The sequence below is a fragment of the Mycobacterium sp. SM3041 genome (assembly GCF_039668335.1).
GTDB lineage: Bacteria > Actinomycetota > Actinomycetes > Mycobacteriales > Mycobacteriaceae > Mycobacterium.
Window position 1 is genome coordinate 23,783 of the sequence record NZ_JAYXBQ010000068.1, and the last position, 14,890, is coordinate 38,672.

The 14,890-nt window shown below is 67.9% G+C and carries 12 protein-coding genes; 9 read left to right on the forward strand and 3 right to left on the reverse strand.

What is annotated here, in order from left to right:
• The first annotated feature begins 8 nt into the window (after positions 1 to 8).
• The 4 genes from VXD91_RS21550 to VXD91_RS21565 are packed head-to-tail and all read left to right on the forward strand — an operon-like array spanning position 9 to position 6,531.
• The gene (locus VXD91_RS21550; protein ID WP_346416347.1) at positions 9 to 1,511 is read left to right on the forward strand and encodes an aldehyde dehydrogenase family protein; all 1,503 of its coding nucleotides are present in this window, start codon (positions 9 to 11) and stop codon (positions 1,509 to 1,511) included.
• Positions 1,512 to 1,523: 12 nt separating this feature from the next.
• Complete coding sequence (locus VXD91_RS21555; RefSeq protein ID WP_346416348.1) at positions 1,524 to 3,044, forward strand: amino acid permease; 1,521 nt, start codon at positions 1,524 to 1,526, stop codon at positions 3,042 to 3,044.
• Between the two features lie 51 nt (positions 3,045 to 3,095).
• Positions 3,096 to 4,682, forward strand: a complete 1,587-nt coding sequence (locus VXD91_RS21560) for a GMC oxidoreductase (protein WP_346416349.1) — start codon at positions 3,096 to 3,098, stop codon at positions 4,680 to 4,682.
• A gap of 19 nt (positions 4,683 to 4,701) precedes the next feature.
• A complete protein-coding gene (locus VXD91_RS21565; RefSeq protein ID WP_346416350.1) occupies positions 4,702 to 6,531 on the forward strand; it encodes a DUF294 nucleotidyltransferase-like domain-containing protein in 1,830 nt (609 codons plus the stop codon).
• 11 nt (positions 6,532 to 6,542) lie between these two features.
• Here VXD91_RS21565 and VXD91_RS21570 read toward each other — a convergent pair whose 3' ends face one another.
• Positions 6,543 to 7,118: a hypothetical protein gene (locus VXD91_RS21570; protein WP_346416351.1), complete on the reverse strand. Its 576-nt coding sequence runs from the start codon at positions 7,116 to 7,118 to the stop codon at positions 6,543 to 6,545.
• Between the two features lie 111 nt (positions 7,119 to 7,229).
• Here VXD91_RS21570 and VXD91_RS21575 point away from each other — a divergent pair, with 111 nt between their 5' ends.
• The 3 genes from VXD91_RS21575 to VXD91_RS21585 all read left to right on the forward strand — a co-directional run bounded on the left by VXD91_RS21575 (position 7,230) and on the right by VXD91_RS21585 (position 9,288).
• Entirely contained in the window at positions 7,230 to 7,532 is a 303-nt protein-coding gene (locus VXD91_RS21575) for a type VII secretion target (protein ID WP_346416352.1), read from the forward strand.
• 2 nt (positions 7,533 to 7,534) lie between these two features.
• Positions 7,535 to 8,956, forward strand: coding sequence for a hypothetical protein (locus VXD91_RS21580; RefSeq protein WP_346416353.1), 1,422 nt, complete (start codon positions 7,535 to 7,537; stop codon positions 8,954 to 8,956).
• A 74-nt stretch (positions 8,957 to 9,030) separates the two neighbouring features.
• Positions 9,031 to 9,288: a Rho termination factor N-terminal domain-containing protein gene (locus tag VXD91_RS21585; protein WP_346416354.1), complete on the forward strand. Its 258-nt coding sequence runs from the start codon at positions 9,031 to 9,033 to the stop codon at positions 9,286 to 9,288.
• Here the strand turns inward: VXD91_RS21585 and VXD91_RS21590 are convergent.
• Entirely contained in the window at positions 9,285 to 10,136 is an 852-nt protein-coding gene (locus tag VXD91_RS21590; RefSeq protein WP_346416355.1) for a hypothetical protein, read from the reverse strand. The two genes, VXD91_RS21585 and VXD91_RS21590, sit on opposite strands and share 4 nt — an antisense overlap.
• Before the next feature lie 85 nt (positions 10,137 to 10,221).
• Here VXD91_RS21590 and glmS point away from each other — a divergent pair, with 85 nt between their 5' ends.
• Together glmS and VXD91_RS21600 are read left to right on the forward strand one after the other, a co-directional pair.
• On the forward strand, positions 10,222 to 12,090 hold the full coding sequence (gene glmS / locus VXD91_RS21595; RefSeq protein ID WP_212806857.1) for a glutamine--fructose-6-phosphate transaminase (isomerizing): 1,869 nt from the start codon (positions 10,222 to 10,224) through the stop codon (positions 12,088 to 12,090).
• A 162-nt stretch (positions 12,091 to 12,252) separates the two neighbouring features.
• The gene (locus VXD91_RS21600; protein ID WP_346416356.1) at positions 12,253 to 13,398 is read left to right on the forward strand and encodes a GGDEF domain-containing protein; all 1,146 of its coding nucleotides are present in this window, start codon (positions 12,253 to 12,255) and stop codon (positions 13,396 to 13,398) included.
• Between the two features lie 116 nt (positions 13,399 to 13,514).
• On the opposite strand, the gene VXD91_RS21605 is transcribed toward VXD91_RS21600, so the two are convergent.
• The gene (locus VXD91_RS21605; RefSeq protein ID WP_346416357.1) at positions 13,515 to 14,753 is read right to left on the reverse strand and encodes a DUF222 domain-containing protein; all 1,239 of its coding nucleotides are present in this window, start codon (positions 14,751 to 14,753) and stop codon (positions 13,515 to 13,517) included.
• Positions 14,754 to 14,890: the final 137 nt, after the last annotated feature.

The window sequence follows — 14,890 nt, forward strand, 5'->3', positions numbered from 1 at the left end:
GAGGCAACGTGGACGGTGCACCTGATCTGCTCATCGGATCGCAGTGGCGGCATGCCGCCGATGGCGGTACCCGGGAACTCATCAACCCCGCGACGGGCAAGGTCTTCGCCACGGTTGACGAGGCCACCCACGACGACGCGCTGGCGGCTGTCGCCGCGGCCCGCGCGGCCTTCGATGCCGGGGACTGGCCGGCCACGCCGGTCGCCGAGCGGGCCGCGCTGCTCGAGCGCATCGCCGACCTGCTGGCCCGCGACAAGGAGTCGCTGGCGGCACTGGAGACCGCCGACACCGGAAAAACCCTGGCGGAGAGCCGGATCGACATCGACGACGTGATCTCGGTGTTCCGCTACTACGCGCGCCTGGTCGCGACGCAGTCGGACCGCCTGGTCGACGTGGGCAACCCGGCCGTCATCAGCCGGGTGGTGCACGAGCCCATCGGGGTGTGCGTGCTGATCGCCCCGTGGAACTATCCGCTCCTGCAGATCTCCTGGAAGATCGCGCCGGCCCTGGCGGCCGGTTGCACCATGGTGGCCAAACCCAGTGAGGTGACACCGCTTTCGACCATCGCCTTCGTCCGGCTGGCCCAGGAAGCGGGGGTGCCCCCGGGCGTGCTCAACCTGATCCAGGGCAGTGGGGCCGCCGTCGGTGCGGCACTCACCGACAATCCCGATGTCGACCTCATCTCGTTCACCGGTGGGCTGAGCACCGGTCAGCACATCGCCAGGACCGCCGCCGCGCACGTGACCAAGGTGGCGCTGGAACTCGGCGGGAAGAACCCGCACATCGTCTTCGCCGACATCGGAACCGGCGCGGCCTGGGACGCTGCCGTCGACCAGGTCCTCACCGGCGTATTCCTGCACTCGGGTCAGGTCTGTTCGTCGGGTACCCGGGTGATCATCGAGGAGTCGATCGCCGACGACTTCGTCGCCCAACTCGCCGAGCGTGCCGAGAAGATCCGGATGGGCGACGGTACCGACCCGCGCAGCGAGACCGGCCCGCTGGTGTCCAAGCAACAGCTGGACAAGATCGAATCCTTTGTGGCCCTGGGCATCTCCGAGGGTGCGAAATTGATCACCGGCGGGACCCGGCCCAGCGATCCGGCGCTGGCGGACGGCTACTTCTTCCTGCCGACGATCTTCGACCGCTGCGACCGCTCGATGCGGATCGTCGCGGAGGAGACCTTCGGGCCGATCATGACGGTGGAGCGGTTCACCGACGAGGCCGAGGCGATCATGCTCGGCAACGACACGCAGTATGGTCTCGCGGCAGGGGTGCGAACCTCTGATCCCGCGCGGGGCGAACGTGTGGTGCGCGCACTGCGGCACGGGACGGTGTGGTTGAACGACTTCGGCTACTACACCGCGGCAGCGGAGTGGGGCGGTTTCGGGAAGTCGGGCAACGGCCGCGAGCTCGGTCCCTCGGGCCTCGCGGAATATCAAGAGCTCAAACATATCTGGCACAACACCGCGCCAACGCCGGCCGGCTGGTTCGACGCTGCCAGCGAAGGCTAGGGACACAACTTCATGACTCAGAACCTCACTGACACCGACAGCGGCGGCCTCGAGGATTTCGGCTACAAGGAATCACTGGACCGCAGCATCGGAAAATTCGCGAGCTTCGCGGCCGGGGTCAGCTACATCTCGATCCTGACCGGTACCTTCCAGCTGTTCTATGTCGGCTACGGCAACGGCGGCCCGGCGTATCTCTGGTCGTGGCCCATGGTCTTCATCGGGCAGATGGCAGTTGCGTTGTGTTTCATGGAACTCGCCGCCAAGTATCCCGTCGCGGGTTCGGTCTACAACTGGTCGAAGAAGCTGGGCAGCCGCATCGTGGGCTGGAGTTCGGGATGGCTCATGCTGACGGCCTCCATCGTCACGCTGTCGGCGGTGGTGTTGGCCCTGCAGTTGAACCTGCCGCGGCTCTGGCACGGATTCCAGATCATCGGCGATGGCACCGGACCCTATGACTTCGCCGGTAACGCGATCCTGCTGGGCACCGTCCTCATCGCGTTCACCACCGTCATCAATGCCTTCGGCGTGCGGCTGATGGCGATGATCAACAGCGCCGGCGTTTTCATCGAACTCATTGCGGCCGTGCTCATTGCGGTCATCCTGCTGTTCAACATCAAGCGCGGCCCCAGCGTGTTCTTCGACACCCAGGGCCACGGCGCAGGCCTACCCGGCGGATACTTCGGCGCGTTCCTGGTTGCCTCGGTGGCGTCGCTGTACGTGATGTACGGGTTCGACACCGCGAGCTCGCTCGGCGAGGAAACGGTCGAACCGCGCCGCACCGCGCCCAAGGCCATCCTGCGCGCGATCCTGGCCTCGTTCGTGATCGGCGGGGCCATCCTGGCGGGCGCCATCATGGCCACGCCCGACCTCAACGACCCGGCGCTCGGCAGTCCCGACGGCAGCCTGCAGTCCATCGTCGAGAAGGTGATGTGGGGACCGCTCGGCACCATCTTCCTGATCTGCATCGTGGTTGCGGTGACGGTGTGCTCGCTGGCCGTGCACACCGCGGCCATCCGGTTGACGTTCGCCATGGCCCGCGACAACGCGCTGCCGTTCGGCGAGAAGCTGGCCAAGGTGCACCCCAAGACGCAGGCGCCCGTCGTGCCGGCCGTCGTCATCGGCATCATCGCGGCGCTGATTCTCGTGATCAACCTCGGCCAGCCCAAGGTGTTCACGGTGCTGACCTCGATCGCGATCATCATGATCTACCTGGCGTATCTGATGGTCACCGGTCCACTGCTCAAGAAGCGCCTGCGGGGCGAGTGGCCGCCGAAGGACCTCGCCGAGGGTGGCTACTTCACCATGGGTAAGTGGGGCCTGCCGGTCAACATCTTCGCGGTGTTGTGGGGCATCGGGATGGCGATCAACCTGGCCTGGCCGCGCGTCGCGATCTACGGCGACCCGTGGTACAACACCTGGGGCGCGTTCGTCTACATCGGCGTCATCCTCGGACTGGGCCTGCTCTGGTATTTCGTCAAGGGCCGCAACCACATTGGCACGCTTGCCTCCCATTCGGCGCTCAATCGCGACTGACCAGCCGAACCGATTCCCTTCTGCCCGAACAGTTTTCGAGGAGTTCGTAACATGCCAGAGCAAATCTACGACTACGTGATCGCGGGTGGCGGTACCGCCGGTTGTGTCCTCGCGGCGCGGCTGTCCGAGGACCCCGATGTCACCGTGTGCCTGGTGGAGGCCGGGCCGTCGGATGTGGGTGACCGCAACATCCTCGAGTTGTCGGAGTGGATGCACCTCCTCGACTCCGGCTACGACTGGGACTACCCGGTGGAGCCGCAGGAGAAGGGCAACAGCTTCATGCGGCATGCCCGGGCGAAGGTTCTCGGTGGGTGCTCATCGCACAATTCCTGCATCGCGTTCTGGCCGCTGGCCCAGGGCCTGCGGGACTGGGAGGCCATGGGCGCCACCGGGTGGGGTCCCGAGAACGTACTGCCGTTCACTGCGAAGGTGGAGAACAACACCGCCACCGGCACGTACCAGGGTGTGCCGCACGGTGATTCGGGCCCGGTCCGGCTGCGCGACGTGCCGCCGAACGACCCGTGCGGCCAGGCGGTGATCGACTCCGCGGCCAAGGTCGGCCTGGAGACCGTGCAGTTCAACCGCGACGACTGGACCCTCAACGCGGCCGGCTGGCTGCAGATCAACGCCAACGAGGCGGGCGAGCGGATGTCGAGTTCGCACGCGTACCTGCACCCGATCCTCGATTCGCGGCCCAACCTCACAGTGCTGACCAACTGCTGGGTGGCCGAGATTCTGTTCGACGACTCCGGCGACGAGCCGGTGGCCACCGGTGTCCGGTACCAGCGCCCGGACCTCACCGGCTACGACGTCGTCACCGCCAGGCGCGAGGTGGTCGTCACGGCCGGCGCGATCGACACCCCGAAACTGCTGATGCTGTCCGGAATCGGGCCCGCAGCCCACCTGAACGAGGTCGGGGTGCCGGTGCGGGTCGACTCGCCCGGTGTCGGTGAGAACCTCGACGACCACGTCGAGGGCCTCGTGTTCTGGGAAGCGGCGAAGCCGATGGTCACCGAATCCACGCAGTGGTGGGAGATCGGGCTGTTCGCGACCACCGAGGTCGCCGGCGACAACCCCGATCACTCCGACCTGATGATGCACTACGGCAGCGTCCCGTTCGACATGAACACGCTGCGGCACGGGTACCCCACCACCGATAACGGCTTCTGCCTGACTCCCAATGTGACACAAGGCCGTTCACGCGGCACCGTGCGACTGGCCTCACGCGACTTCCGGGATCGGGCGAAGGTCGACCCGCGCTATTTCACCGACCCGGAAGGGCACGACGAGAAGGTGATGCTGGCCGGAATCAAGCTGGCTCGCAAGATCGCCGAGCAGGAGCCCCTGCAGGAGTGGATCGGCCGTGAACTGGCGCCCGGCCCGGATGCGCAGACCGACGAGGAACTGCTCGCCTACATCTACAAGACGCACAACACCGTGTACCACCCGGCCGGTACCGCCCGGATGGGTGCGGTCGACGATCCGATGGCCGTGCTCGACCCGCAGCTGCGCGTCAAGGGGGTGCACAACCTGCGGGTGGTCGATGCCTCGGCGATGCCGAAATTGCCGGTGGTCAACCCCAACATCACGGTGATGACGATGGCCGAGAAATGTGCGGACCTCATTCGCAACGGGTGACGTAGGGCACGATGGCGAAGTGACCTCTCCGGAGCTGGTGAACTTCCTCGGTTCGCGCCCGCCGTTTCAGACGGCGAGTGACACCGAACTGAACGACCTCGTCGCCGCGTCGTCGGTGGAGCAGTACCGCGCCGGCACCGTGATCGCGGACTTCTCCCGGCAGGTCCCCGATGATATCTGGATGGTCCTGACCGGCTCGGTGAACCTTCAGGAGGTGGGCGACGGGCAGGTGTTCGACACCATCGAGCCCGGCGAAATCTTCGGCTACGTGCCGATGCTGACCGGTGGTGGTATCGAATTCCTGGCCCGCACAACGGAACCCGCCACCGTCATCCGCCTGCCCGGCGAGCTCGTGCGGGCGCAGTTCGCCAAACCGGCGGGGCTGCGCTTCCTGGCGCTGTCCGCCACACCGTCGTCGCAGTCGCAGCTGATCACCGCCGGCGACTCCCGGCCGGTCGGCGATCTGGTGCACGGCACCGTGCTGATCGTGGAGCCGGGCGTCTCGGTTCGCGACGCCGTCGTGCAGATGAGCGAGCAGCGGGTGTCCTACGCGCTGATCCGGCTGCGCGAGGGCGGCGTCGGCATCTTCACCGACCGCGACCTTCGGTCGCGCGTGGTCGCGGCCGGGTTGCCCGTCGACGTCCCGATCTCCGAGGTGATGAGCGCGCCCGCCCAGACGGTGACCGCCGATCGCACCGCCGAGACCGTCCTGTTGGACATGCTGGAGCGGGGCATGCGCCATATGCCGGTGCTGTCGCCACGCGGTGCGGTGCTGGGCGTGCTGGAGGACGTCGATCTGCTGGCCGCCTCGGCGCGGCAGAGCTTCGTGTTGCGCCGGGCGATCGCGCAGGCGCCCGATGCCGCCGCGCTCCAGCGCCATGGTCGCGACGTGACCCGGATCGCGGTCGAGCTGTTTCGCACCGGGACGAAGGCGTCGGCCGCCAGCAGCATCGCCTCGATCGTGCTGGATGCGTTGGTGCGCAAGGCATTGGAGCTGGCCCTGGCCGAAGCCGGCCCGGGCCCGACGCAGGACCAGTTCGCGTGGCTCACCCTCGGCAGCATCGCCCGTCGGGAGGCCATGCCGTCCTCCGATGTGGACAGCGCGCTCAGTTGGGCCGACAGCTGCGATGCCGAGTGCGCGCAGTTGCGTGCCATCGCGGCCCGCACGCACGCCATCCTCGACGGTTGCGGCCTGCCTGCCGACAGCAACGGCGCCGTCGCGTCGCACAAGGCGTTCGCGCGGTCGGCCTCCGACTGGGCACAGGCGGCCGAGGGCTGGCTCGATGATCCCTTGCGCGGCAAGGGTTTGATCCTGTCCTCCCTGCTGATCGACGGTCGCGTGGTGTGGGGCAACCGGGCGCTGCACACCGTGCCCACGGTGTTCCACCGGATGCGTGACGAACATCCGAACGCCCTGCGCCTGCAGCTGCTCGATGCGCTGTCGGGCAAGGTGCGCACGTGGTCGCTGCGCGATGTGCTGTCGCGGCGCGGCGGCACGTTCGATCTGAAGACGCATGCGGTGACGCCGATCGTCAACCTGGCCCGGTGGGGCGGCCTGACCGCCGACATGACGTCGGCATCGACGCCGGCGCGGCTCGCGGCAGCGGTGGGCACCGGAGCGCTGACCGAGCGCGACTCCCGCACCCTCACAGAGGTTTTCGTCATGCTGCAACGGATGCGGTTGGCGCATCAGGTGGAGTTGATCGCCGACGGTCGCACCCCGAACGACGTGGTCACCGTCGGCGACCTCTCGCCGCTCAACCGGAGCCTGCTCGGTGACGGGCTGCGTGAGATCGCCGCCGTCCAGCGGCGGGCCCGGCAGTCGGGCACGCACCCGGGCTTGCGCTGAGTTCGCCTGTCCTACTGGGCCAGTCGGGACATCAGGCGGGTGGACAGCTGGTCGTACCACCGCATCGCCCATCGCGCATCGCCGAGCGCGGTGTGCCGGAGGCCGGCGCCGGGCGGCCGGACTCCGCACTGCCGGGACAACTGTGTCGAGTCCCGTCCCGGGGTGCGCCCGTAGTCCAGGACGTACCGGGCGGCCAGGGAGATGACGTCGATGAGCTTGGGGCTCCAGCCCGGTGTCAGCTGATGACGCGCCAGCATGGCGCACAGACACTGCGTATCGAAGCTGGGCACCACACCGACGATGGTGGCGTCCATGGTCCACTCGCGAACGATTTCCGCGGCTTCCTGTTCACGGTGCACCGACGGGAGGTCGATGGGCCCGTAGACCACCTGCGGATGGCGACTGGCGAAGCGGCTGATCCGCAGGCCCGCGGGCTCGGCCGCGTCGAGATCGAGGTCGGCCAGATCGATGTACATCACGATGCGCGACTCACCGGCATCGTCGCGCCGCAGCATGGCGATTTCCCAGGGCTGCCGGTCGGCGTGCAGGCCGGTGGTCTCCGTATCGAGGAAGACCAGCGGTTGCATCGTTGCAGGCTAGTGCCGACAGCCGTCCACGAAGGTCGTTTTGGCGGGCGGCCACAGGATATTTTCAGCTTCGATGGAACCGAACGGCCGCGCCGCGCGTCATAGCAAGGCATGGGAGAACGTGACGTCGCTCGGATAGACCTCTCGGCAGTGCGGGATGTCGCGCAGCGGTGCGAATCGGTCGCCGACATGCTCGGCACCGCGGTCGCGCCGTTGTTGCGCTGGTACTTCGACGGGTTCTGCGGCGGGCGCGATCATGCCTCGCGCGCGGCCGCCTTACGCGCCGCGCTGGACCAGTCGGCCGGACAGCTTCGGGCATGGGCCTCGGCGTCGACGGAAGCCGCAGCGGCACTACGGGTTTCGTCGGCGCGCTACGAGGACGCGGATACCGACCTCGCCGGCCGGTTGGTCTGATGATGGCGGCTGCGTTCGATGTGGCCGGGCGGCTTTCCGAAGGCGACGGCGCGGTGACGGTCCTCGACGAGTACGTGGCGGCATGCCAGGTGTTGGGCGTGCCGTCCCCAGGGCCGTTGGCGGAGTTGTATTACGCCGAGAGTGGGCTGAACCTCGACGCGCTGGCCGCGGACGCCCGCTCGCTTGACGCTGCGGTGGTGGTCGCGCAGGGTGCAGTGCGGTTGCAGGGCAACGGATATCGGGATCTGACGGCACAGTGGGCGGGCACCGGCGGGGACGCCGCCGGCGGGTTTCTGCGCACCCTGACGGTGGCGGCCGAGGATGTGGTCGCGCATCTGCAGCGGAGCGCACAGGCACTGACGACGCTGCGGGACGCGTTGTGGCGCGCCGTCGACGCCAAGGTCGACGCGGTGTTGCGGGCCGACGCGCAGACTGCCGGGCACCGAGACCAGTGGAGCGCGGCAGTCCGCGCGGTCCTCGCCGGGGCCGGCGACCTGTCGGCCGCCAGCGAGATCGTCGATCAGCAGGTCAAGCCCTTCGTCCTTCGTGCGGTGTCGGGGGACCTGCTGCCTGCGCTGCAGGACGCCTCCGATGCCGTTGCGGCGGCGTACGATTCGGCCATCGCGGCGGTCACCCCGGCAGGGGTGTCGTTCGCGGTGCCCGTCGTGCTGACGCCCGATTGGACGCCTCAGGCTGCGCCCGCACCGGCGTGGCCGGCCGCGCCGGCATATCAGGCCGCGGCGGCTGCGCCCTTCGCGACGTTGGGCACCGCGGCGGGGTGGACGCCGACGGCGCCGTCCGCACCTGCGGCTCCGCCGGTGCCGGCCGAACCTGTTGCAGCGCCGTCGGCCCCGCCCGTTTCTGCCGAATCCGCCCCGGCGCCGTCGACCGCTGCGCCCGGAGCTCTCGAACCGGCGCTCGGCACTGCCGCGGCAACCCCGCCGACGGCCGGGCCGTCCGGAGATCTCGGATTCGGTTCGGGTATCAGCGGTTTGGGCCGGCAGCTGACCGATGCCATCGGGGGAGCGCTCGGTTCCATGGCGGGTCTGGCGCCCGCGGCATCGGGACTGGACGGGCTCAGCGACGTCGACGACGGCCTCGCCGAAGACCTGGAGCTGGACGATAAGGACGACGACGAGACCTCCGACGAGGACGAAAACGACGACAAAGCCGACGACGAAGACACCGGCGACAATCCCGACGACAAAGCCGACACAGAGAAAGGCACCGACGAGATCGCCACGGACGCGGGCGAACCGGAAGTCGCGCCGCCCGGCCCCGATACAGAGCAGTCGCCGCCGGCGCCCGCCCCGCCGCCGGCACCGGTCTCGCTGCCCACGGAACCCGTTGCCGGACAGGAGAACCCGACGACCAAGACGCCGTGTGAGATCGCGGCCGATGAGTTGCCGCAAGTGGGCGAGTGAATCCGTTACCGCGTTTCAATGGCGTGCGGTCAGGGAATTCTGCCTGTGCATTTCACAGCGAAGGAGCCATGGCCGTGCCCAATTCCTCGATCAAGAACGAAAAGATGTACGAAGAACTGCGCAAGCAGGGTGATTCGAAAGAAAAGGCAGCCCGAATTTCGAATGCCGCGGCCGCCCGCGGACGTTCTTCTGTCGGCCGCAAGGGCGGCAAGTCCGGGTCTTATGACGACTGGACGGTGCAGGACCTGAAGAAGCGCGCCAAAGAGCTGGGTCTGACCGGGTACTCGTCACTGAAGAAGGACGACCTGATCAGCGCGCTGCGCAACCACTAGCCCTTGAGCAGCGCGGCGACCTTGTCCTCCAGCGCCGGGTTCTCGGCGTCCGGATCAGCGGCGACGGTCTTCGGCAGCACCACGTCGGCGTCGGCGAAATCCTTGTAGGTCTTGTCGCCGGTCAGCTGGAACAGCAGGTAGCCGGTCAGCAGCGCGCGCACTGTCTTCTGGGTGCGGCGATCCGCGCCGGGCATCCCGACCAGTTTGGACAGCCGGAAGCCCTCGGCCAGACCGCCCGGGACGGCCTTGGCGACGGTCCGGACCGTCGCCGTCCGCCATGCGGCGGCCAGCTCGGTGGCGTTGGACTGGATGGTCAGCTCGGCGCCCGGTGCGTTGAGGATCAGGCCGGGAACCCGCAGACCGGCTGCGGGTTGGTCAGCGTCGGGCTTGCTGGCGGTCGGGAACACCGCCGCCACCGCCTTCAGCGGGTTGGCCGACGAGCCCAGGCCGGCGGCGGTGAAGACCGCGGCCGAGGCCCCGAAACCGTGCCCGACCAGGCCCAACTTGGTCGGGTGCACGCTGATCTTGCCGGGGCCCAGCCGGACTCCGGTGATGATGTCGAGGGTGGTGCCCAGGTCGTAAGCCAGGTTCAGCACCGACGGCGCGATGCCGGTCTCGGTGTTGGGCGCGGCCGCGACGATGCCCCACGACGCCAGATGCTCCAGCGTGCCGTTGTAACGTCCGACACCCTGCAACCAGTCGTGGCCGAATGCCACGCCGGGCAGATTCAGCCCCGCCTCGGGGGTGTAGACGGTGCCCGGCAGGCCGGCAAAACCCAGGTCACCACGCAGAACGCGGTGCGGGCCGCGGCGCGTCAGAGCGCCGAAGAGCTTCTTCGTCTTGGCCACGCGATGACGTTAGCGCAGTGGCCCTGGTTTGCGCGTCACGCATGCACGGTCCGGCACCCGGGCGGCTGCACTACCCTGGATAACCATGTGTGGAATCGTCGGCTATGTCGGGCAACGGCCGGCCCGCGACATCGTGGTCGACGCGCTGCGACGGATGGAATACCGCGGCTACGACTCGTCCGGTGTCGCCCTGGCCGATGGCCACGGGGGTCTGACCATCCGGCGGCGCGCCGGCCGACTGGCCAATCTGGAAGAGGCGCTGGCCGAGACCGATGCCGCCGAGCTCGAGGGCACCACCGGCATGGGGCACACCCGCTGGGCGACCCACGGGCGTCCCACCGACCGCAATGCGCATCCGCACAGCGATGCCAGCGGCAAGCTCGCGGTGGTCCACAACGGCATCATCGAGAACTTCGCCGGGCTGCGCGCCGAGCTGGAGGCCGCCGGCGTCGAGTTCCAGAGCGACACCGACTCCGAGGTCGCCGTCCACCTGGTGGCGCAGGCCTACCGGAACGGCCCGACGGCCGGTGACTTCGTCGCGTCGGTGCTGGCGGTGCTGCGCCGGCTGGAGGGTCACTTCACGCTGGTGTTCAGCAACGCCGACGATCCCGGCACCATCATCGCGGCCCGCCGGTCCACCCCGCTGGTGGTCGGGGTCGGCGACGGCGAGATGTTCGTCGGCTCCGATGTCGCGGCCTTCATCGAGTACACCCGCGACGCCGTCGAACTCGGACAGGACCAGGCCGTGGTGATCACTGCGGACGGTTACCAGGTGCTGGACTTCGACGGCAACGACGCATCCGACCGCGCGCGCCCGTTCCACATCGACTGGGACCTGTCGGCTGCCGAAAAGGGTGGCTACGACTACTTCATGTACAAGGAGATCGCCGAGCAGCCCGCGGCCGTCTCCGACACGCTGCTCGGTCACTTCGTCGACGGCAAGATCGTGCTCGACGAGCAGCGGTTGTCCGACCAGGAGCTGCGCGACGTCGACAAGGTCTTCATCGTCGCCTGCGGTACCGCGTACCACTCCGGCCTGCTCGCCAAGTACGCCATCGAGCACTGGACGCGGCTGCCGGTCGAGGTCGAGTTGGCCAGCGAGTTCCGCTACCGCGACCCGGTCCTGGACCGCAGCACGCTGGTGATCGCCATCTCGCAGTCCGGCGAGACCGCCGACACCCTGGAGGCCGTCCGGCACGCCAAGGGCCAGAAGGCCAAGGTGCTGGCCATCTGCAACACCAACGGCTCGCAGATTCCGCGCGAGGCCGACGCCGTGCTCTACACCCGGGCCGGGCCGGAGATCGGCGTCGCCGCGACCAAGACGTTCCTGGCCCAGGTGGCCGCCAACTACCTGGTGGGCCTGGCGCTGGCGCAGGCGCGCGGCACCAAGTACCCGGACGAGGTCGCCCGCGAGTACCGCGAGCTGGAGGCCATGCCGGCGTTGGTCGAGCAGGTGCTCGAGCGGCTGGACCCGATCGCCGATCTGGGCCGGCAGTTCGCGAAGTCGCCGACGGTGCTGTTCCTGGGGCGGCATGTTGGCTACCCGGTGGCGCTCGAGGGTGCGCTCAAGCTCAAGGAGCTGGCGTACATGCACGCCGAGGGCTTTGCCGCCGGCGAGCTCAAGCACGGTCCCATCGCGCTGATCGACGACGATCTGCCGGTGATCGTGGTGATGCCGTCGCCCAAGGGCTCCTCGATGCTGCACGCCAAGCTGCTGAGCAACATCCGGGAGATTCAGGCCCGTGGCGCGGTCACCATCGTCATCGCCGAGGAAGGCGACGAGACGGTGCGGCCGTACGCGGACTACATCTTCGAGTTGCCGACGACCTCGACGTTGTTCCAGCCCCTGCTGTCGACCATCCCGCTGCAGGTGTTCGCCGCGTCGGTGGCCCGTGAGCGTGGATACGACGTGGACAAGCCGCGGAACCTGGCGAAGTCGGTCACTGTCGAATAGCTTCGCGTTGGCTCGTTCGCTGGCATCAACCATGCCTGTGCTCTAGCATGGGAAAACGCAGGTCAACCATATCCGCACATTCTGCTGAAATATTAGCTGTGGAAATGGTTGGATGCGGGTTGAGGGTCAGTCGAAGGTGTCCATTGTGAGGGCCGTGGATTGTTGCTGGATGCTGCTGCGCGTCACGCCACGGTCCGGATGGTCCGCGAATGGTGGCATACGCCGACCGATTACGAGGCGCAGGTCGAGTACTTCGCCAAGCGGTCGCTGACCGGGCTGATCCAGTTCCTCGTCGGGCTCGGCGTCGGCATGGTCGGCCTCATCGTCATGATCGCCCAGTGGTCCGGCGATGAACCCGCGGGCGCGGTCGTGCGGGCCGTGTCCATCGTCTTCATCACGGCGATGTACGTGTGGAGCTGGGTGTGGTGGCTGCGGCCGTGGCCGTCGTACCGGGTGTCGCACGCGTTCCTCATCAACGTCGACATCGGCGTCACCGTGGTCACCCTGCTCAACCAGAAGGTGCTGTCCGGCATGTTCGGGCTGAGTGCGCTGCTGCTGGTGTCGTTCTACATCATCTTCTTCGACGGCCCCAAAGCGCTTGCCGTACATAGTTGTTGGGCGGTGTCGTCGATCGCAGCGATGTCTGTCGAGATCGCGATCATCGGCGGCGGCGATCCAGTCCTGGCGTTCGTGAAGCTGCTGTCCGGCGGGGCGCTCGCGGTGGCGCCGATCGCCGCCCACTTCGGTATCTGGGCCCTGCGCAACGAGGCCAACGAGGCCTCGAACGACCCACTGACCGGATTGCTGAACCGCCGCGGTCTCAATCTCCACATCGACGACCTGCTGCGCGGCCACCGCAAGCGCGCGGCCGACGTCGTGGTGATCGTGATCGACCTCGACCGGTTCAAGATCGTCAACGACCGGTTCGGCCACAGCGTCGGCGACGAGGTGCTGGTCCGCTGCGCCTGGCGACTGGAGTCCTCCGTGCACGGCGGCGCGCTGGTAGCGCGTGTCGGGGGCGAGGAGTTCGTCGTCGTCGACGTCCTGCAGCCGGGGGACTGGGTGGCCGTGGCCGACCGGATCCGGGTCGCGTTGTGCGGCCGCGACGACCACGCGCCGATCACGGCGAGTATCGGGATCACCGCCGCGGCGATCACGCACTTCGCCGAATCCGGGTGTGACCACGCGGAACTGCTCGGCGATCTGGTCGCCCGTGCCGACGAGGCGATGTTCGTGGCCAAGCGCGGCGGCGGCAATGCCGTCAGCTACCTGCCGCCGATGCCTGACGCGGTGCGGACATCGCGGTGAACTGTTCGTGATCCTCCGGGTGCGGGCCTGCTGCTTTCCTCCTGCCGTTGAAAAGCAGCAGGCCCGTGATTGCCGTTGTCACTGTTGAGTTGTCAAGGTACGCAACGCTTTGCGTGTTATGCGGCTGTGTCGAGGCGCATGGTGCGGCGGTTGTAGGCGGGTATCGGTTTTCGGTGTGGGTCGACGGCCGCGGGTGGGATGAGCCAGGGGTGTTTGTCCAGTCCCATGACCACATCCCAGCCGTCGTGGTGGACGTTGGCGTGGCAGGCCGGGCACAGCAGGCACCCGTTGGCTAGTGATGTCTCACCGTGGTGGGTCCAGTGGATGATGTGGTGGGCGTGGGTGCGTCCGGGTGGGGCGCCGCATTTGATGCAGCACTGATCCCGCAAATACAGCGCTTTGCGCAGGTGCGCCGGGAACAAACGTTTCTCGCGCCCCATATCGAGGGGTACGTGTTCGCCGTCGACGATGATCGTGGTGACGGTGGTGTCGCAGCAGATTCGTTCCAGGGTCATGGTGCTGATCGACCCGATGAATTCCAACGCCGCCAGGTCTGGGGCGTCGGCGGGCACCGTCACCAGTAGCTGCGTGCGCGGCGCGGACGCGGTGTCGCCGCCGCGGGCGGCGATGTCCAGCACCGCTTCCAGCGCGTCGGCCCGCCGCCTGCCCGCCGTGCGGGTGTCGGGGGTGCCGTCGGGTTCGGGCCGCGGCGCTGATCCTTGTTCGATCGCCGCGATGTATTTGGCCCCGACTTCGGCGTCCAGGTCCGCCCGGATCTGGACCCGGCCGTCGCTGGTGACGCGGTGGTCGGCGGTATTGATCGACCGGTCCTCGGCAGCCGGCAGGCCACCTTCCGCTGCGGCATGGCGGTTGCCCAGCCGGCGGGCGCGTTTGTCGATGTCGGCGGGGGTGGCCCCGGAGAAGAACTGTCCCAGCAGATCGGTCACCTGCTGGTACCGGGCTTCCTCGTCGACCTCACCGGGTGCGCGGGCGCGGATGTGGTTGATGCCCTTGACGATCGCATCCACATGCTCACCGGAGATCGCCCCATCCGCGGCATGGGCCGCGAGCGTGGGCAACGCCGGCAAGGCTCCCGATACCCGGACCAGCCGCTGCGCCACCGACGGCGCACACCCCAACGCCATCAACAACTCCCGTGGCGTCCGGCCCTGCGCCGCCGCGGCACCACAGCGGTCCAGCACCCCGGTCAGCATCGCCGCCAGATGATCGGCCACATTGCGCAGTTTCATCACGCACGCCAGCGCCGCCACCGCGTCGTCCCTGGACACGTCGTCGGGGACGTCCACGTCACGCAGGCGCTCGAGAAGAGCGTTGAGATCCGGTGTGATTCCCATGCCCAATTGTATCGAACATACGTTCGAACAACAAGGAGTTTTTCGGCCTACATCAGGAGATCGGTGACGGTTCGGCTGTTCGTGGTGAAGGCAGTTGGGCCCTCAAGCTCGAGCCTTGCAACTGCCTAGCGCATCGC

Bases quoted from the DNA above. Each gene is read 5' to 3' on its own strand.
- glmS (WP_212806857.1), top strand. From the start codon at position 10,222: ATGTGTGGAATCGTCGGCTATGTCGGGCAACGGCCGGCCCGCGACATC.
- VXD91_RS21575 (WP_346416352.1), top strand. From the start codon at position 7,230: ATGGGAGAACGTGACGTCGCTCGGATAGACCTCTCGGCAGTGCGGGAT.
- VXD91_RS21555 (WP_346416348.1), top strand. From the start codon at position 1,524: ATGACTCAGAACCTCACTGACACCGACAGCGGCGGCCTCGAGGATTTC.
- VXD91_RS21560 (WP_346416349.1), top strand. From the start codon at position 3,096: ATGCCAGAGCAAATCTACGACTACGTGATCGCGGGTGGCGGTACCGCC.
- VXD91_RS21570 (WP_346416351.1), bottom strand. From the start codon at position 7,118: ATGCAACCGCTGGTCTTCCTCGATACGGAGACCACCGGCCTGCACGCC.
- VXD91_RS21580 (WP_346416353.1), top strand. From the start codon at position 7,535: ATGGCGGCTGCGTTCGATGTGGCCGGGCGGCTTTCCGAAGGCGACGGC.
- VXD91_RS21605 (WP_346416357.1), bottom strand. From the start codon at position 14,753: ATGGGAATCACACCGGATCTCAACGCTCTTCTCGAGCGCCTGCGTGAC.